Source organism: Pseudomonas sp. Irchel s3a12 (genome assembly GCF_900187485.1).
In the GTDB taxonomy this organism is placed as follows: Bacteria; Pseudomonadota; Gammaproteobacteria; order Pseudomonadales; family Pseudomonadaceae; genus Aquipseudomonas; species Aquipseudomonas neuropathica.
Genome location: NZ_FYDN01000003.1, coordinates 91,113 through 109,146 on the forward strand (window position 1 = coordinate 91,113; position 18,034 = coordinate 109,146).

17 protein-coding genes are annotated in these 18,034 nt (G+C 59.4%); 12 read left to right on the forward strand and 5 right to left on the reverse strand.

Annotated features, from left to right (window positions below):
- The first annotated feature begins 4 nt into the window (after positions 1–4).
- From gmk to CKW14_RS06635, 5 genes are all read left to right on the forward strand, one after another.
- A complete protein-coding gene (gene gmk, locus CKW14_RS06615; protein ID WP_008078609.1) occupies positions 5–625 on the forward strand; it encodes a guanylate kinase in 621 nt (206 codons plus the stop codon).
- Between the two features lie 167 nt (positions 626–792).
- Positions 793–1,056, forward strand: coding sequence for a DNA-directed RNA polymerase subunit omega (gene rpoZ / locus CKW14_RS06620; protein ID WP_008030604.1), 264 nt, complete (start codon positions 793–795; stop codon positions 1,054–1,056).
- Positions 1,057–1,113: 57 nt separating this feature from the next.
- Complete coding sequence (gene spoT, locus CKW14_RS06625; protein ID WP_064389568.1) at positions 1,114–3,219, forward strand: bifunctional GTP diphosphokinase/guanosine-3',5'-bis pyrophosphate 3'-pyrophosphohydrolase; 2,106 nt, start codon at positions 1,114–1,116, stop codon at positions 3,217–3,219.
- Positions 3,220–3,243: 24 nt separating this feature from the next.
- Positions 3,244–3,624, forward strand: a complete 381-nt coding sequence (locus tag CKW14_RS06630) for a RidA family protein (protein ID WP_003229509.1) — start codon at positions 3,244–3,246, stop codon at positions 3,622–3,624.
- Between the two features lie 69 nt (positions 3,625–3,693).
- Positions 3,694–4,434 carry a hypothetical protein gene (locus CKW14_RS06635; protein ID WP_095125024.1) on the forward strand — a complete coding sequence of 247 codons (741 nt, stop codon included), beginning with the start codon at positions 3,694–3,696 and terminating at the stop codon, positions 4,432–4,434.
- A gap of 139 nt (positions 4,435–4,573) precedes the next feature.
- On the opposite strand, the gene CKW14_RS06640 is transcribed toward CKW14_RS06635, so the two are convergent.
- The gene (locus tag CKW14_RS06640) at positions 4,574–5,431 is read right to left on the reverse strand and encodes an SDR family oxidoreductase (protein WP_095125025.1); all 858 of its coding nucleotides are present in this window, start codon (positions 5,429–5,431) and stop codon (positions 4,574–4,576) included.
- Positions 5,432–5,619: 188 nt separating this feature from the next.
- Here CKW14_RS06640 and exbB point away from each other — a divergent pair, with 188 nt between their 5' ends.
- The 6 genes from exbB (at position 5,620) to CKW14_RS06670 (ending at position 12,435) form a co-directional block, all read left to right on the forward strand.
- Positions 5,620–6,579 carry a tonB-system energizer ExbB gene (exbB, locus tag CKW14_RS06645; RefSeq protein WP_095049321.1) on the forward strand — a complete coding sequence of 320 codons (960 nt, stop codon included), beginning with the start codon at positions 5,620–5,622 and terminating at the stop codon, positions 6,577–6,579.
- 6 nt (positions 6,580–6,585) lie between these two features.
- Positions 6,586–7,014, forward strand: a complete 429-nt coding sequence (gene exbD / locus CKW14_RS06650; protein ID WP_007920333.1) for a TonB system transport protein ExbD — start codon at positions 6,586–6,588, stop codon at positions 7,012–7,014.
- The gene (locus CKW14_RS06655) at positions 7,011–7,757 is read left to right on the forward strand and encodes an energy transducer TonB (protein ID WP_093429658.1); all 747 of its coding nucleotides are present in this window, start codon (positions 7,011–7,013) and stop codon (positions 7,755–7,757) included. Before exbD ends, CKW14_RS06655 begins: the two co-directional genes overlap by 4 nt.
- A gap of 183 nt (positions 7,758–7,940) precedes the next feature.
- On the forward strand, positions 7,941–8,870 hold the full coding sequence (locus CKW14_RS06660) for a hydrogen peroxide-inducible genes activator (RefSeq protein ID WP_007920331.1): 930 nt from the start codon (positions 7,941–7,943) through the stop codon (positions 8,868–8,870).
- A 9-nt stretch (positions 8,871–8,879) separates the two neighbouring features.
- Positions 8,880–10,955, forward strand: coding sequence for an ATP-dependent DNA helicase RecG (gene recG / locus CKW14_RS06665; RefSeq protein WP_016985805.1), 2,076 nt, complete (start codon positions 8,880–8,882; stop codon positions 10,953–10,955).
- A 79-nt stretch (positions 10,956–11,034) separates the two neighbouring features.
- Positions 11,035–12,435 (forward strand): aminoacyl-tRNA deacylase and HDOD domain-containing protein, encoded by a 1,401-nt coding sequence (locus CKW14_RS06670; RefSeq protein WP_016985804.1) that lies wholly within the window; start codon positions 11,035–11,037, stop codon positions 12,433–12,435.
- A gap of 64 nt (positions 12,436–12,499) precedes the next feature.
- On the opposite strand, the gene CKW14_RS06675 is transcribed toward CKW14_RS06670, so the two are convergent.
- On the reverse strand, positions 12,500–15,112 hold the full coding sequence (locus CKW14_RS06675) for a hypothetical protein (protein ID WP_095125026.1): 2,613 nt from the start codon (positions 15,110–15,112) through the stop codon (positions 12,500–12,502).
- Positions 15,113–15,304: 192 nt separating this feature from the next.
- Entirely contained in the window at positions 15,305–15,688 is a 384-nt protein-coding gene (locus CKW14_RS06680) for a hypothetical protein (RefSeq protein ID WP_007920327.1), read from the reverse strand.
- A 431-nt stretch (positions 15,689–16,119) separates the two neighbouring features.
- Between CKW14_RS06680 and CKW14_RS06685 the strand changes: the two genes are divergently transcribed.
- Complete coding sequence (locus CKW14_RS06685) at positions 16,120–16,482, forward strand: DUF6124 family protein (RefSeq protein WP_095049317.1); 363 nt, start codon at positions 16,120–16,122, stop codon at positions 16,480–16,482.
- 51 nt (positions 16,483–16,533) lie between these two features.
- Here the strand turns inward: CKW14_RS06685 and CKW14_RS06690 are convergent, their stop codons facing one another.
- Positions 16,534–16,959: a hypothetical protein gene (locus CKW14_RS06690; RefSeq protein ID WP_095049674.1), complete on the reverse strand. Its 426-nt coding sequence runs from the start codon at positions 16,957–16,959 to the stop codon at positions 16,534–16,536.
- 56 nt (positions 16,960–17,015) lie between these two features.
- Complete coding sequence (locus tag CKW14_RS06695; RefSeq protein WP_256587186.1) at positions 17,016–17,987, reverse strand: hypothetical protein; 972 nt, start codon at positions 17,985–17,987, stop codon at positions 17,016–17,018.
- Positions 17,988–18,034: the final 47 nt, after the last annotated feature.

Genomic DNA, 18,034 nt, shown 5'->3' on the forward strand with positions numbered 1-18,034 from the left:
CGACATGACCCACAGCACCGGCACCCTGTACATCATTTCCGCGCCATCGGGCGCGGGCAAGAGCAGTCTGGTCAAGGCGTTGACCGATGCCATACCGGAAATTCGCGTTTCGGTTTCCCACACCACCCGCGCCATGCGTCCGGGTGAAGTGGACGGCGTGAACTATCACTTCGTGACCCGCGAAGAGTTCGTGAAGATGGGCGAGCATGGCGACTTCCTCGAACGCGCCGAAGTCTTCGGCAACTTCTACGGCACCTCGCAAAGCCGCCTGCAGCAGACGCTGGACGAAGGTCACGACCTGATTCTGGAAATCGACTGGCAAGGCGCCGAGCAAGTGCGCAAGCTAATGCCGCAAGCACGCTCGATCTTTATCCTGCCGCCGTCGCTTCAGGCCCTGCACCAACGCCTGACCAATCGCGGTCAGGACAGCGACGAGATCATTGACGGGCGGATGCGCGAAGCGGTCAGCGAGATGAGTCACTATGTCGAATACGACTACCTGATCATCAACGACGATTTTGCTCACGCACTGGACGATCTGAAGGCGATTTTCCGCGCCAATCAACTCCAACAGAAACGCCAGCAAGTACGTTTCGGCAAATTGCTGGCCGAATTGCTCGGATAATCAGCACTTCCCAAAACAGCTGCAAGCGCTTTACATTGGTGCTTGCAGCGCGTTGAAGGGCTTGGTCAAAAAATCAGCGCTTCCCTAATCGCTGGTGATTTTTTAAACTGTTGAGTCCGCTCGCCCAACCGGGCAGCGCGCATATTGCATTCGCTCCGAGGAATACCATGGCCCGCGTAACCGTTGAAGACTGCCTAGAACACGTGGAAAACCGCTTTGAGCTGGTCATGCTCTCTACCAAGCGTGCCCGTCAACTGGCCACCGGCGGCAAAGAGCCATTGGTCCAGTGGGAAAACGACAAGCCGACTGTTGTCGCACTGCGTGAAATCGCTGAAGGCCTGATGAGCTACGAGTTCATCGCCGAGCAGGAAATCGTCCAGGATGAGCCGCTGTTTGCAGCGTTCGAGGACGAGTCCAACGAGGCCGTCTAAGCCTATGCCTGGTCGACGTAGCACGGCGCGGGATCACAGCTTACGGCAGGAATTATCATGCCGAGCATAGACGCCCTCGCCGATCGCTTATCGACCTACCTCGGCAACGACCAGGTCAACCTGGTCCGCCGAGCGTATTTCTACGCCGAACAAGCCCATGACGGTCAACGCCGTCGCAGCGGCGAGGCGTACGTCACGCATCCCCTTGCCGTGGCCAATATTCTTGCCGACATGCACATGGACCATCAGAGCCTGATGGCGGCGATGCTGCATGACGTGATCGAAGACACCGGTATCGCCAAAGAAGCGCTGCAAGCGCAGTTCGGTGAAACCGTGGCCGAACTGGTCGACGGGGTCAGCAAACTGACCCAGATGAATTTCGAGACCAAGGCCGAAGCCCAAGCCGAAAACTTCCAGAAAATGGCCATGGCCATGGCACGCGACATTCGCGTGATCCTGGTCAAACTCGCCGACCGCCTGCACAACATGCGCACGCTGGAAGTGCTGTCCGGCGAAAAGCGCCGACGCATCGCCAAGGAAACCCTGGAAATCTACGCGCCCATCGCCAACCGGCTGGGCATGCATGCCATTCGTATCGAATTTGAAGACCTTGGCTTCAAGGCCATGCACCCGATGCGTTCCGCGCGGATCTACCAAGCGGTCAAACGCGCCCGGGGCAACCGCAAGGAAATCGTCAACAAGATCGAAGAATCCCTCGGTCACTGCCTTGCCATCGACGGCATCCAGGGCGAAGTCAGCGGTCGTCAGAAACACCTCTACGGCATCTACAAGAAAATGCGCGGCAAGCGTCGGGCCTTCAACGAGATCATGGACGTCTATGCGTTCCGGATCATCGTCGACAAGGTCGATACCTGTTACCGCGTGCTGGGTGCTGTGCATAATTTGTACAAACCGTTGCCAGGGCGCTTCAAGGATTACATCGCGATTCCCAAGGCCAACGGCTATCAGTCGCTGCACACCACGCTGTTCGGCATGCATGGCGTGCCGATCGAAATCCAGATCCGCACCCGCGAAATGGAAGAGATGGCCAACAACGGCATCGCCGCCCATTGGCTGTACAAATCCAGCGGTGACGAGCAGCCAAAAGGCACTCACGCCCGCGCCCGTCAGTGGGTCAAAGGCGTGCTGGAGATGCAGCAACGTGCCGGCAACTCGCTGGAATTCATCGAGAGCGTGAAGATCGACCTGTTCCCGGACGAGGTCTACGTGTTCACGCCAAAAGGCCGGATCATGGAGCTGCCGAAAGGCTCCACGGCGGTCGACTTTGCCTACGCGGTGCACACCGATGTCGGCAACAGCTGCATAGCCTGCCGGATCAACCGCCGTCTCGCACCGCTGTCCGAACCACTGCAAAGCGGCTCCACAGTCGAGATCGTCAGCGCCCCGGGCGCACGGCCAAACCCGGCGTGGCTCAATTTCGTCGTCACCGGCAAGGCACGCACGCACATCCGCCATGCGCTGAAACTGCAACGTCGCTCCGAGTCCATCAGCCTCGGCGAACGCCTGCTGAACAAGGTGCTCAACGGTTTCGACAGTTCGCTGGAGAAGATCCCGACCGAACGCGTCAAAGCCATGCTCACCGAGTATCGCCTCGAACTGATCGAAGATTTGCTTGAAGACATTGGCCTGGGTAATCGCATGGCCTACGTAGTCGCCCGCCGCCTGCTTGGCGAAGGCGAACAACTGCCAAGCCCGGAAGGCCCGCTGGCGATTCGCGGTACCGAAGGTCTGGTGCTGAGCTACGCCAAGTGCTGCACGCCGATCCCGGGCGACCCGATAGTCGGGCACCTGTCGGCGGGCAAAGGCATGGTCGTGCACCTGGACAACTGCCGCAACATCAGCGAAATCCGGCACAACCCGGAAAAATGCATCCAGCTCTCGTGGGCCAAGGATGTCACCGGCGAATTCAACGTCGAACTGCGCGTCGAGCTGGAACACCAGCGTGGCCTGATCGCCCTGCTGGCCAGCAGCGTCAACGCAGCCGACGGCAATATCGAGAAAATCAGCATGGACGAACGCGATGGTCGCATCAGCGTGGTCCAGTTGGTGGTCAGCGTTCACGACCGTGTGCACCTGGCCCGCGTGATCAAGAAACTGCGCGCCTTGACCGGGGTGATCCGCATCACCCGTATGCGTGCATAACTCAACCATTACAAGGAGTCATACATGACCAAGACTGTTATCACCAGCGACAAGGCCCCGGCCGCCATCGGTACTTACTCCCAGGCGATCAAGGCCGGCAACACCGTATACATGTCGGGTCAGATTCCTCTGGACCCAAAAACCATGGAACTGGTTGAAGGCTTCGAAGCCCAGACCGTCCAGGTGTTCGAGAACCTGAAGGCCGTGGCCGAAGCCGCTGGCGGTTCGTTCAAGGACATCGTCAAACTGAACATCTTCCTCACCGATCTGAGCCACTTCGCCAAGGTCAACGAGATCATGGGCAAGTATTTCGACCAGCCATACCCGGCCCGCGCCGCCATTGGCGTGGCTGCCCTGCCAAAGGGTTCGCAGGTTGAAATGGATGCCATTCTGGTCATCGAGTGATGCGCACGGCGCGGCCTTCAAACGCCGCGCCGACTGCTCTGCAAGAAAAGGTTTTGAAAGGATTCCACCATGCGCAAAGCGCTAGCTCTCCCGCTGCTCGCCATTTTCCTCGGCGGCTGCGCCAGCAACCCTGCCGACCGTGACATCAGCGGCACCTGGATCAATCAGGTGGCGATCGATGCCGCAGCCAAGGGCGGCCCCCTGCGCGAAGCGCTTCAGGCCTACGGCCCGAACCTTGAGTGGGACGTCAACACCAAGGCCAGTCAGGCCCGCTACACCAACGGTTTTGAGAACGTCGAAGGACGGCTGCTGGGCGAGAAATCCGGCGCCTGGAAAGTCGACTTCTATGGCAGCTCCGCCAGCGAGCTGAAACGCGACGGCGGACAACTGCAGCAAGCCGCCAGCGATAACGAACCGGAGCAGGTTTTCGACCGTGCACAGATTCCGGTGCCGGAAGGCGCACCGATCGGTGCCAGTTTCGAACGTGCACTGTATTCCGCCTACATGGGCGGCAACTGGACAATCGCCAGCGGTCAGGGCGAAGGCGGCACCGTGCAGTTTCAGGCTGACGGCCAGGTCTCCGGGCTGCCAGGAGCCGACCGTTATGCCTTGTGCCTGGCAGGTGATTGCGCTTCGATGAGCAGCACCAACGACAACATGTGGTTGCAGCTCAACGGTCAGGGCAATGCCTACATCTTTGCGCGCAAGGGCAAGGAACTGGAGATTTTCCAGGCCGTGAACACGGCGCTGGCAGATGAAATGCCGCAGTACACGCCGGGCGAGCGCAAGTGGTTGCTGGAGAAGCAGTAACCTGCTTCTGAATTCGCAGATATCCCCTGTAGGAGTGAGCCTGCTCGCGATAGCGGTGTAACAGTCAGCACAAGTGTTGAATGTTATGACCTCATCGCGAGCAGGCTCACTCCTACAGTTGTTTTGGGGTGTCAGGAAGTCAGCATTTACCTTCTAGGATCGCGGCATAGCCTTCGCGGTAGCTCGGGTAAATTGGCGTCCAGCCCAACGCTTTAGCCCGGGCATTGCTGCAACGCTTGCTGCCCGTGCGCCGCACGCTGGCGTCTTCCGACCATTCGGTAACGCCCAGATACTCACGCAACCAGCCCACTACCTCGGCCAAGGGTGCCGGCGCGTCGTCGACGCCGATGTAGAAATCCTCCAGCTTCACGCCCTGCCGATCTCTCTCCAACAGGAACGCCAGCAACCCTGCCGCGTCGTCAGCATGAATCCGGTTGCCATACAGCGGCGGCTCGACCGCCACGCGATAGCCGCGACGCACTTGAGTCAGCAGCCACTCGCGGCCCGGTCCATAGATCCCGGTCAAACGCAGAATGCTTGCCGGAATACCGCTATTGAGCGCGACCTGCTCAGCCTCCAGCATCAATCGCCCGGAATAACCGGCAGCGATGGTCTCTGAGTTCTCATCGACCCACTCACCCTCCTGCTGCCCATACACACTGCTGCTGGAGACGAAGATCAGCCGCTCAGGCACCTGCCCATAGTCGTCGAGCCAGCTCAGGACATTCTGCAAACCCTGCACATAAGCCGCGCGATAACCGGCCTCATCGTGATCAGTCACTGCAGCGCAATACACCAGATAGTCCACGGCACCCACCGGCCAGGTCGCCGGGCAGTCCTCATTGAACAAGTCGCCGGCAACGCCAATCACCCCGTCGGGCAGCTTCGAAACATCCCGGCGCAAGCCATGAACTTCCCAACCAGCCGCCAGCAATTGCCTGGCCAGACGACTGCCGACATCACCACAACCGGCAATCAAAACAGAAGGCGCGGACATCAAAAAACTCCTATCGGAAAGACACAGACTAGCGCTGGCAAAGGACGGGCGGCTAGCAATGAAGGAAAAAAAGATACTCTATTACTTTTGTTAACAAGAATTACTTGCAATAATGCACCTCACTTTTGTTCTCGGCCTCACGAGGCCTGGAAGAGCATCAACGTTTTTCTATCTCAGGTCCGGCCAGCATGACACGCAATCAAATCCCCGCTTCGCCAACCAATCGACCTCGCGCCTGGAGCGCGCTGGCGGCTCTGCTGCTCAGCATGATGCTGGCACCGACCGCCGCGTTCGCCGACGCACAAGCGCCAGCTACCCCGGCCGCGACCGAACAGCATGCAGCGGCCGCCAACGCGCCTGCCGCTGCTCCCGCTGCCACTGATCCAGTGCAAGCGGTAGACGCTGCCGACGTACCTGAAGTTCTCGAAGCCGACAACAGCCTGGGCATGGCCCACGACCTGTCGCCGTGGGGCATGTACCAGAACGCCGACATCATCGTGAAAATCGTGATGATCGGTCTGGCCATCGCTTCCATCATCACCTGGACCATCTGGATCGCCAAAGGCTTCGAGCTGATGGGCGCCAAGCGTCGCCTGCGTGGCGAGATCGCCGCCCTGAAGAAAGCCACCACCCTTAAAGAAGCCAGTACCACTGCCGGCAAGGAAGGCACCCTCGCCAACCTGCTGGTGCACGACGCCCTCGAAGAGATGCGCCTGTCGGTCAACAGCCGCGAGAAGGAAGGCATCAAGGAACGCGTCAGCTTCCGCCTCGAGCGTCTGGTAGCTGCCTGCGGTCGCAACATGAGCAGCGGCACCGGCGTCCTCGCCACCATCGGTTCCACCGCGCCGTTCGTCGGCCTGTTCGGTACCGTGTGGGGCATCATGAACTCCTTTATCGGCATCGCCAAAACCCAGACCACCAACCTTGCTGTCGTAGCGCCCGGTATTGCTGAAGCACTGCTGGCCACTGCATTGGGCCTGGTTGCGGCGATTCCTGCGGTAGTGATCTACAACGTCTTCGCCCGCTCCATCGCCGGTTATAAGGCGCAGGTTTCCGACGCGTCGGCAGAAGTTCTGCTGCTGGTCAGCCGCGACCTCGATCACCAGCCTGAGCGCAGCTCGCAACCGCACATGGTGAAAGTGGGGTAATCGGCCATGGGCCTGCATTTGAAAGAAGGCGCAGACGACGATCTGGCCGAGAACCACGAAATCAACGTCACGCCGTTCATCGACGTGATGCTGGTGCTGTTGATCATCTTCATGGTGGCCGCTCCATTGGCCACCGTGGACATCAAAGTCGACCTGCCTGCCTCGACCGCCAAACCGGCGCCGCGGCCAGAGAAACCGGTGTTCCTCAGCGTCAAGGCTGACCAGCGCCTGTACATCGGCGACGATGAAGTGAAAGCCGAAACCCTTGGCGCCGTGCTCGACGCCAAGACTCAGGGCAAGAAAGACACCACCATCTTCTTCCAGGCCGACAAAGGCGTGGATTACGGCGACCTCATGAGCGTGATGGACAAGCTGCGCTCCGCCGGTTACCTGAAGGTCGGTCTGGTCGGACTTGAGACGGCAGCCAAGAAATGATCACGACGCGCCATAAGCTGACGCGTTACAGCGGTAGCCTGGCCGTGGTGCTGGGCGTTCACGCGCTGGCCATCGCGCTGGCGCTGAACTGGACCGCCCGCCCGCCCATCGAATTGCCCCCACAGGCAATGATGGTCGAGCTGGCCCCGGTTCCGGCCCCGCCACCGCCTGCTCCGCCGAAAGTCGTCACACCGCCGCAGCCACCGGCTCCGGTTGAAGAGTTGCCGATTCCGAAACTGGCCGAAGCACCGAAAGCTGAAATCGCGGTGCAAAAACCCAAGCCAAAGCCCAAGCCTAAACCGCCGAAGCCGGTCGAGAAGAAGCTGCCAGATCCGCCGAAGGAAAAACCTTCCGAGGAGAAACCGGCCGATACACCACCGACCCCGGCACCGACGGAGAAATCCGCTGCACCGGCGCCCGGCCCGTCGCCGGCACAGTTGGCAGCCAAGGCCAGCTGGCAAGGCACTCTGCTCGCGCATTTGGCCAAGTACAAAAAGTACCCGCAAAGTGCACAGGCACGGGGCAAGGAAGGCTTGAACCGCCTGCGCTTCGTAGTGGATGCCGAAGGTAATGTGCTGTCGTTCGAACTGGTGGGCCGCTCGGGCAACGCCGATCTGGACCGGGCCACCCTGGAAATGATCCGCCGCGCACAACCGCTGCCCAAGCCACCGGCCGACATGTTGACCAATGGCTCGATTGAAATTGTGGCGCCGTTTGTTTACTCCCTCGAACGCCGCCGCTAAGTAGCAAGATCAAAAGATCGCAGCCTCCGGCAGCTCCTACAAAGGATCGCATTCCAATGTAGGAGCTGCCGAAGGCTGCGATCTTTTGCTTTTTGCCATAGTCGCATTCCACACTCAGTCTGATAACGTGCGTCTATCGATTGCAGCCGGTATGCTTGGCCCGCATCTTCATGGACGCTTGCTATGACCCTCACAGAATTACGCTACATCGTTACCCTCGCCCAAGAGCAGCATTTCGGCCACGCCGCCGAACGTTGCCACGTCAGCCAGCCGACCTTGTCGGTGGGCGTGAAAAAGCTTGAAGACGAACTCGGTGTGCTGATTTTCGAGCGCAGCAAAAGCGCCGTGCGCCTGACCCCGGTCGGCGAAGGCATCGTCGCCCAGGCGCAGAAAGTCCTCGAGCAAGCGCAAGGCATCCGCGAACTGGCCCAGGCCGGCAAGAACCAACTGACCGCGCCGCTGAAAGTCGGCGCGATCTACACCGTCGGCCCGTACCTGTTCCCACACCTGATTCCGCAACTGCACCGGGTCGCCCCGCAGATGCCGTTGTACATCGAAGAAAACTTCACCCACGTGCTGCGCGACAAACTGCGCAACGGCGAGCTCGACGCGATCATCATCGCCCTGCCGTTCAACGAAGCCGACGTGCTGACCCTGCCGCTCTACGACGAGCCGTTCTACGTCTTGATGCCGGCCCAGCACCCGTGGACGCAAAAAGAAACCATCGACGCCGGCCTGCTCAACGACAAGAGCCTGCTGCTGCTCGGCGAAGGCCACTGCTTCCGCGACCAAGTACTGGAAGCCTGCCCGACCCTGACCAAGGGCAACGACGGCGCCAAGCACACCACGGTTGAATCCAGCTCGCTGGAAACCATCCGCCACATGGTCGCGTCCGGTCTGGGCATCTCGATCCTGCCGCTGTCGGCGGTCGACAGCCATCACTACGCCCCCGGCGTGATCGAAGTGCGCCCACTGTCGCCGCCGGTGCCGTTCCGCACCGTGGCCATTGCCTGGCGCGCGAGCTTCCCACGGCCAAAAGCCATCGAGATCCTCGCCGACTCCATTCGCCTGTGTTCGGTGGCCAAGCCAGCGGCACCGGTTACAGCCGGTTAAGCGAGCGTCATGACGGAGCTGTCGCAAGTGTCGGTGACGGCACTCAAGGGTGTCGGCGAAGCCATGGCCGAGAAACTGGCCAAGGTCGGTCTTGAGAACCTTCAGGACGTGCTGTTTCACCTGCCGCTGCGTTATCAGGATCGCACCCGTGTGGTGCCGATCGGCGCGCTGCGACCGGGACAGGACGCCGTGGTCGAAGGCACCGTCAGCGGCGCCGACGTGGTCATGGGCCGCCGACGCAGCCTCGTCGTGCGTTTGCAGGACGGCACCGGCGGTCTCAGTCTGCGCTTCTACCATTTCAGCAACGCGCAGAAAGAAGGCCTCAAGCGCGGCACGCGGGTTCGCTGCTACGGCGAAGCCCGGCCCGGTGCGTCCGGCCTGGAAATCTACCACCCGGAGTACCGCGCCATCACCGGTGACGAACCGCCGCCAGTAGATGAAACCCTGACCCCGGTCTACCCGCTCACCGAAGGCCTGACCCAAGCGCGTCTGCGCCAGTTGTGCCTGCAGACGCTGACAATGCTTAAGCCAGACACCTTGCCCGACTGGCTGCCAACCGAACTGGCCCGCGACTACCAACTGGCGCCACTGGCCGATGCGATCCGCTACCTGCACAACCCGCCCGCCGATGCCGACGTCGACGAACTCGCCCTCGGCCATCACTGGGCCCAGCATCGTCTGGCCTTCGAAGAACTGCTGACGCACCAACTGTCGCAACAACGCCTGCGCGAAAGCATGCGTTCGCTGCGCGCGCCAGCGATGCCGAAAGCGAAAAAGCTGCCGCCGAAATACCTGGCCAACCTCGGTTTCAACCCGACCGGCGCGCAACAGCGCGTCGGTAACGAAATCGCCTACGACCTCAGCCAGCACGAACCGATGCTGCGGTTGATTCAGGGCGACGTCGGCGCGGGTAAAACCGTGGTCGCCGCCCTCGCCGCACTGCAAGCGCTGGAGGCCGGTTATCAGGTTGCGCTGATGGCGCCGACCGAGATCCTCGCCGAACAGCACTTCATCACCTTCAAGCGCTGGCTCGAACCGCTGGGCATTGAAGTCGCGTGGCTGGCCGGCAAGCTCAAGGGCAAGAACCGCGTCGCCGCGCTGGAGCAGATCGCCAGCGGCACGCCGATGGTGGTCGGTACCCACGCGCTGTTCCAGGACGAAGTGCAGTTCAAGAACCTCGCGCTGGTGATCATCGACGAACAACACCGCTTCGGCGTGCAGCAGCGTCTGGCGCTGCGGCAGAAAGGCGTCGGCGGGCGCATGTGCCCGCATCAACTGATCATGACTGCCACGCCGATTCCGCGGACGCTGGCGATGAGTGCCTACGCCGACCTCGACACCTCGATCCTCGACGAACTGCCGCCCGGGCGCACCCCGGTCAACACCGTGCTGGTCACCGACACCCGTCGCGTCGAAGTCATCGAACGCGTGCGCGGTGCCTGCGCCGAAGGCCGTCAGGCCTATTGGGTGTGCACGCTGATCGAAGAATCCGAAGAGCTGACCTGTCAGGCCGCCGAAACCACGTTTGAAGACCTCACTCTTGCCCTCGGCGAACTGAAAGTCGGGCTGATTCACGGGCGCATGAAACCCGTCGAGAAGGCCGCCGTCATGGCCGAATTCAAGGCCGGCAACCTGCAACTGTTGGTCGCGACCACAGTGATCGAAGTCGGCGTCGACGTGCCCAACGCCAGCCTGATGATCATCGAAAACCCCGAGCGCCTCGGTCTCGCGCAACTGCACCAGTTGCGCGGCCGCGTTGGCCGGGGCAGCGCCGCCAGCCATTGCGTGCTGCTCTACCATCCGCCGCTGTCGCAGATCGGTCGCCAGCGCCTGGGCATCATGCGCGAAACCAACGACGGTTTCGTCATCGCCGAAAAAGACCTCGAACTGCGCGGCCCCGGGGAAATGCTCGGCACCCGCCAGACCGGTCTGCTGCAATTCAAAGTCGCCGACCTGATGCGCGACGCCGACCTGCTGCCCGCCGTCCGCGACGCCGCGCAAGCCTTGCTGGAACGCTGGCCAACCCACGTCAGCCCATTACTCGATCGCTGGTTGCGTCACGGGCAGCAATACGGCCAAGTGTGAGCACCGTCGCAGTTTCTGACAGATCGTTCCGACCAAGCTGGTTATACTCCTGCCATTGTTTCAAAAACGGATACAGACCATGACCGAAGCCGCTCTCGCCCCCGAATCCCCGCACGCGCCGTCTGTTATTCGGCTGCTGCTAGGCAAGCTGGGCATCGCCTACGAAGAAGTGCTCGACCACCACGGCCTCAATGCATCGCGCAAGGTACAAGCCGTGTTGCTGGACGACGCCGTCGGCGCGCTGATGGTGCTGTTTCCGCAGAGCCAATTGCTCGACCTCAATCGCCTCGCCGAACTGACGGGCCGGCGCCTCACCGCTGTGTCGACCGAGCGCTTGGAAAAGATGCTCGGCAAACACAGCCTGAGCCTGTTGCCGGGCCTGCCAGCGCTGACCAGTTCGCCATGCCTCTACGAAGAAAGCCTCCTGCGCGAACCGAAGTTGCTGATCAACTCCGGTGAGCCGGGCCTGCTGCTGGAAATCGCCAGCGAAGACTTCAAGACCATGCTGACCAAGGCCAGCGCCGCCAACTTCGGCGAAGCGCTGAGCAGCATCCGTCCGAACCTCGACCGCCCGGACGATGACCGCGAGGAAATCACCCAGGCCGTGCAAGCGTTCACCGCGCGGCGCATTCAGCAACGTCTGGAAGCGACCATCGAGATTCCGCCGCTGGCCGAAACCGCACAAAAAATCATCAAACTGCGCGTCGACCCCAACGCCACCATCGACGACATCACCGGCGTGGTTGAAACCGACCCGGCGCTGGCCGCGCAAGTGGTGAGCTGGGCGGCGTCGCCGTACTACGCCTCGCCGGGCAAGATTCGTTCGGTGGAAGACGCGATCGTCCGCGTGCTCGGTTTTGATCTGGTGATCAACCTTGCGCTGGGCCTGGCCCTCGGCAAGACCCTGAGCCTGCCCAAAGACCACCCGCAACACACCACGCCGTACTGGCAGCAGTCGATCTACACCGCCGCCGTCATCGAAGGCCTGACCCGCGCCATGCCGCGCGCCCAGCGCCCGGAAGCCGGCCTGACGTATCTGGCCGGTCTGCTGCACAACTTCGGTTACCTGCTGCTGGCCCACGTCTTTCCGCCGCACTTCTCGCTGATCTGCCGCCACCTGGAGGTCAACCCGCACCTGTGCCACAGCTACATCGAGCAACACCTGCTCGGTATCAGCCGTGAACAGATCGGCTCGTGGCTGATGCGCTACTGGGACATGCCCGATGAACTGGCCACCGCTCTGCGCTTCCAGCACGACCCAAGCTACGACGGCGCTTATGCTGAATACCCGAACCTCGTTTGCCTGGCTGTGCGCCTGCTGCGCAGCCGCGGGATTGGCTCCGGTCCGGATGAAGACATCCCCGACGCGCTGCTTGAGCGTGTGGGCCTGACCCGCGACAAGGCCAATGACGTGGTTAGCAAAGTGCTTGAGGCTGAAGTGCTGCTGCGCGAACTGGCTTCGCAGTTCAGCCAGGCCTGAATGCAAAGCGGGCAAGCGACCTCCAGTTGGAGCGACGCTTGCCCGCGATGGGCCAACCTGCGGCTTAAGCCGACTTGTCCAGGTAACGGATCACCCAGCCTTTATCGTACCCAGAGTCGGTGAAATACACTCCGCCCACCACGATGCGCCCATCGTCCATTACCGCCATGCCGTGGGGGTATTCGAAACCCGCGCTTTCATTGAAAACGGTAAATCCCGAACCAAAGAAAGAGGAGTCTGGAGAACCATCCGCCAGAAAGCGTGCGGTGACCGCGCTGAGATTCTCATCAAGCGCGCCAGTGCCACTGTTACCGCAAACGATGACTGAACCGTCCGTACGCGGCACGCAATGCAACCATCTGACGCCTTGGGACACAGGTGACGAAATCAGTGGTTGACCATCATTGAACACCCGATTGTAGGAGCCGCTGAGATTGAGCACCGCAATCAAGCCCTGAGAGACGCCCTCCACCGCCGCACCGCCGGCCACAACAATCTTGTCGTCGACGATTGCCGCAACGTCCAGGCTTATCCATTGATCGTGGGGCACGTCCACCGCGCCTTTGATTCCAAAACCTGTGTCAACCTTACCCGTAGCGTCGAAACGAGTAACGAAGGCGCCATGCGCACTCACCGCAAAGTAATTGCCGCAGATCACCACGGCGCCGTCAGCCTGGGTCGCGGCCGCTTGCGCAACGATGTCCAAAGGCGAAATATCTGCAAGCTCTACGAACGCAAAGCCCGTGCCGTTGAAGGTCGTATCGGGTGAGCCATTCGGCTCGAACCTCAGAACGATACCTTTTGTCCGGCCGGAAGCATCCTCAACGTTACTGACCACGACGATTTTTTCGTCCAGTTGTTGAGCGACCATCCCTGCTGCGCCAGCCCCTGCGGCACCGCTGGCAGACGCTTGCACCACCCCGGTATATCCGCCGCCGCCCATCTTCGCGTAGGGAAGATAGAGCACACCTTGTTCCCCGAAAGACGTCTGCAGTTGCCCGTCCTCGCGCTGTCTGACCAGCACCAGACCCGTCGAGTTATTCGCGCCCTCTTCCGTGTACTGAGCACGAACCAGCCAGCCGCCATCGCTCAGCGGTGTAAACCCGAGGATCCGGCTCATGTAAAAATTTTCTTTCAGCCTGATCTCGACGTAGCCGGAGCCTTCTCCACCGAAAGCTGAGTCGAGAACACCGTCTTCAAGCAGACGAACGATCCGCGTAGGCGCACCGGGCGTTGAAAGGCGAACGGCAACCAACAATTTGTTTTGCGGCAGCGCCAGCAGCGCCCTGACGTCATATCCCGAGAATTCCGGGAATGGAAATCTGAGGATGCCACCGTCGCCGAAGGTCGGATCGTTATTCAAGGATGGCGTGCCCGCCAGATAGCGCACGAAACGCCCAGGGACGTTGGGAAGATCAGAATGGACGGAGAGTTCGATGCACACCACGATCCGGCTGTCCCCCATGACGGCCAAACCTCGCGCAAAGGCTTCCCCTGCGCTGTCTTCAAACAGCGCATGCCCCGTACCGTTGAAAGCCGTATCCGGTTTTCCATCAGCAAGGAAGCGCGCCGTCACCATGGCTGATTCACCCTGACCGACAACAACGATCGAACCACCCACCTGTGAGGTGTGCGTCCATGCCAACCCTTTTAGTAACGGCGAAAACAGCGGCTTGCCACCATTGAACACAAGGTTGGCCGCGCCGCTGGTCGTGAATGCAGCGATCAACCCACCGTCGAGACCATTACGCAGAGCTTGGCCCGCGACGATAATCCTGCCATCGCCTTCACGTACCGAAATCGATTGCAGAAAACTCTCGCCTTCATCATCGGGCATCAACACGGCCACACCGTTGTTGAATTGACTGTCCGGCGCGCCACTTGCGTCCAGACGCGCCAGAAAAACTCCACGACCTCCCGATCCGTCCTGGTATGAACCGCAGACCAGCACCTTGCCATCGGCTTGAATGGTGATGCCGTAGACGTTATTCGATGTGGCGACATCCACAACCACATAGCCCGAACCGTTGAATGATTGATCGAGTGACCCATCCGCTAGCAGACGAATCACAACACCCGCCGGCAGTGGTGCATCATCAAAAAACACGAAATGGAGCAGGACGATTTTGCCATCCACCTGCCGGGCCGTTGATCGTGATGGGACGCGGGCAGTCTGTGAGGATCCGGTGTTCGGGTGACTTGCCTCACGCGGCACGCTAGCGGGATGGGGATTGCCGTAATGGGAGATAAACCGCATGCCGTTGGTGCCGAACGCGTCGTTCAGTTCACCGGTATTTTTCAGGCGGACCAGTGCAAGGCCAACGTCATTGGAGGTAGTCGAGGAATATTGAAGGTGTATCAGCCAACCATCATCCTCAAGCGCATCGAGACCGGATACATAGCTGATCCGAGCCCCTTCCAGCGCTATTTCAACAAAACCTCTGCGCGCCGGACCGAAGGTTTCGTCCAGCGAACCGTCGTCATTCAGCCTCGCAATGGCAACCGGGGCATTCGCTCCCGTTAAAGGTATCGCAACGAGTAATTTTGCATCGGGGAGCGCCAGGACCGCCGCCGCTTCGTCGCCCGCGATACCAGGTATCGGTAAGGTCAGCACGCCATCCTGAGCAAATGTCGGATCGAGAGACCTAGGGATCGAAATACTGTGTGTCTGCGTCATGAGCTTGCTCCATCAAGTCAGTTAAGTCCCTTAATGCCGGAACTGGAACTTGAGTAGAGCATCGCGCCTGTGCACGAAACACCTGATAGAAATGACAGTTCGGCTGTCTTTGCGAGCCTGAGTAATGGCCTTACAAGACAAGCGCACCGTTATTCAGTGCGCGTGCATGGGTTTGTTCAAGTCAACGACTTCTTAAGCTTTAGCCTTCGCCTTTCTTGGTTTCAAATACTTCATCAACCCTTGAAACCACATCACTAGCGCAGGGTTGCCCTTAAGCTGGATCGACTTGTCCTGAATGCCCTGCATAAACGCCAACTGCTTGTTCTTCGCCTGCATCGTCGCAAAGCCATAACCGGCATCTTTAAACGCAATCGCAAACGCCGGCTCCGCCACCACGCCAGACTTGCTGGTGATGCGCTGATCCTTGACCACGAAATGCCGCGCCACTTTCCCATCCAGCGTCTGCAGCTGAAACACCAGATCCTTGTCACCCAACTGCTGCTGGAACGCAGGATTTGTCCGGCTGGCCTTACCCATCAACAAACCCATCATCCACAGAAGAAAACGAAATTTCATGCGCACAGCCTCAAAAGGAAAATGAACGGCCGGGGCAGTGTAAGGGATTCGGACGATAACGCCAGTATCTGACTCTGTTGGAGGATGATGCAGACTATTTCCCGCACGATGACCGCCAAGTCACGATTCAGCGCTCGCCGACTGATCGTCCCCACGCTCCGCGTGGGAATGCATCCCGAGACGCTCTGCGTCTCACCACTCACCTTTCCTACACCTGTTGAAACACATCCCTGTAGGAGCTGGCGAAGCCTGCGATCTTTTGATCTTCCGCCCCGCGAATCTATGGGAAATTTCCTGCAAAGTGCGGTGCTGCCCATGAACTAGGCGAGTTGGCTGGCTATAGATAGGCTTTGTGTGTCGCCGCAAAATCGGTGGCCGGATGTGCAAGTCCGAACTCGGGGAAATCAATTAACTGCTCAGGATTTACACCGATGACCGATGAAACATTCAGCGCGGAAGCAACCTCGCCCTACGAATCCCCCAATTCGAAGAAATTCCACGAAGCCGCCGAGCGCGCCCTCGACCACCATTTCAAACCAGCCGTCGAACCACATCCCAAACGTGAGAACGGCCTCTTCAAACTCTCCCCCGGCACCGACGCCGAAGCCCTCATGGCCAACGCCTCCGAAGACCTGCTGTCCATCAGCGTCATCGCCTGTGACCTCGCCGACGACCTCCACGGCTCCCGCCGCTCGGTGGCACTGGCCCTGAGCAGAATGGCGGACGGGGTGAGATTGATGGTGGAAGGGACGCTCGACCAGATTGAAGTGCGAAGCGTGGCGGCCAAGCCGTAGCGAAGTTTGTGGATGAAAAAAGGGGACGTTAAGTCCCCTTTCTTGAAGATTTCATCCCCACTGACAACCCGTTTCCGGAGAGGCCTCGATGCTGAAGTCTTCATCGAACGAATACTGTTTGCCGGATTTGTAATTCGTGTAACGCATAGAGTTCACCCGAGCGCCTTGCGTTGCAATGACATACTGCCCCGTCACTGCACCGTCTGAAACTTCCACCCAAGTCGTCGTGAATTCGTAGGGCCCGTCCTCCGTCATGACGTACTCTTCGGTTCGGTGATGAACCAAAGTAATGGCTTTCTTCGACTTGCTGTACCTGACACTTGCGCCGCTCCATTTGGCGGCCACGTCGTAATAGGTTCTGAACTCAAAATTGATGTTTTTGCCTTCCAGCGAATGGAAGCACCTTACCTGTGTAGAAACTTCACTGTGGGCCGCCAACGGCAACACCAATAGCAGCACTAAAAATAACTTCTTCACAAATCCCTCTGAACCCGTTCTGTTGAAGGCACATATGCCGATGAGCGCCGGTGTTTCTAAAGCGAATAATCCGCCACTTCTTCCAACCGCCAACACTGCCCACGAACAAACCGATATTCGAAGACATAGTCGGTATCCGGCTTCTGCAGGATCGCGATCGCTTTTTTGTCCCGCGCTTCCTTGATGGTCAACGTCAGGCCTTGGGTATCTCGCGTCGCTTGATCCGGCATGATTGGAAACTTGAGCTGATCGCCGCTGAGACTGCGTTTTTCCATCTCAGGTTCAGGATCGCCGGCCACGGTCGTGGCCATTTTCAGCGGTTGTTGTACGAAGGCTTTTTGCACATCTGCGCGTTCGGAGAAAGCTGAGAGGAACGCTGAAAAGTCGGTCGAAGGGCATGTAACGTTAGACGTATCACCCTTGGCTTTGAGTGGATTCTGACGGTTGTCCTGATGCAGTTTTGAATCCGCAATTATCTTTGCATCCAAGTCTGCCAAGCGCTTTTTAATGCTGGTCGCATCCTTGTAAGCACATTCGACTTTTACATCATCCGCCAGATTTCGACCGTCGAGGCAGTTCTCAAGCTCGGGATCTGGTGGGTCGCCGCTAAAAAACCGCAAAGCCAATTGTTCGCCGTCCTTCACCAGTGGCAATTCCAGCACCGAATAGGAATCACCTTCGAATTGACTGTGCGAGACTTTTTGTTTTGTCAGAACAAACATGGACTTCCCCGATTGCTCCGGGAATTTGCGTTCAAAGAAGAACACCGAGGCGATCTGCTCGCCTTCGACCTTCCACACATAATTCAGCGAAGGCTTCACCGCATTCGTGGTGATGTAGAAGATCTCGGCATAAGGAACATGTCCTTCCCTAACTTGACCTTTGAGGTTGTTCTTCAAAAAGAACACCGTGATTTTTTGATCACCGAGCGAGGCGACTACAGGCGGATGTAGCTCACCGATGGTTTGCGGGTCACTCGCTAATGCCTGCTGAGCCAACAAGGCAACCATGAATCCGAGCGCACTCATACAACTTAAGAGCCTGGCCAATTCCACTCACTTCCCTGTTAATCAAT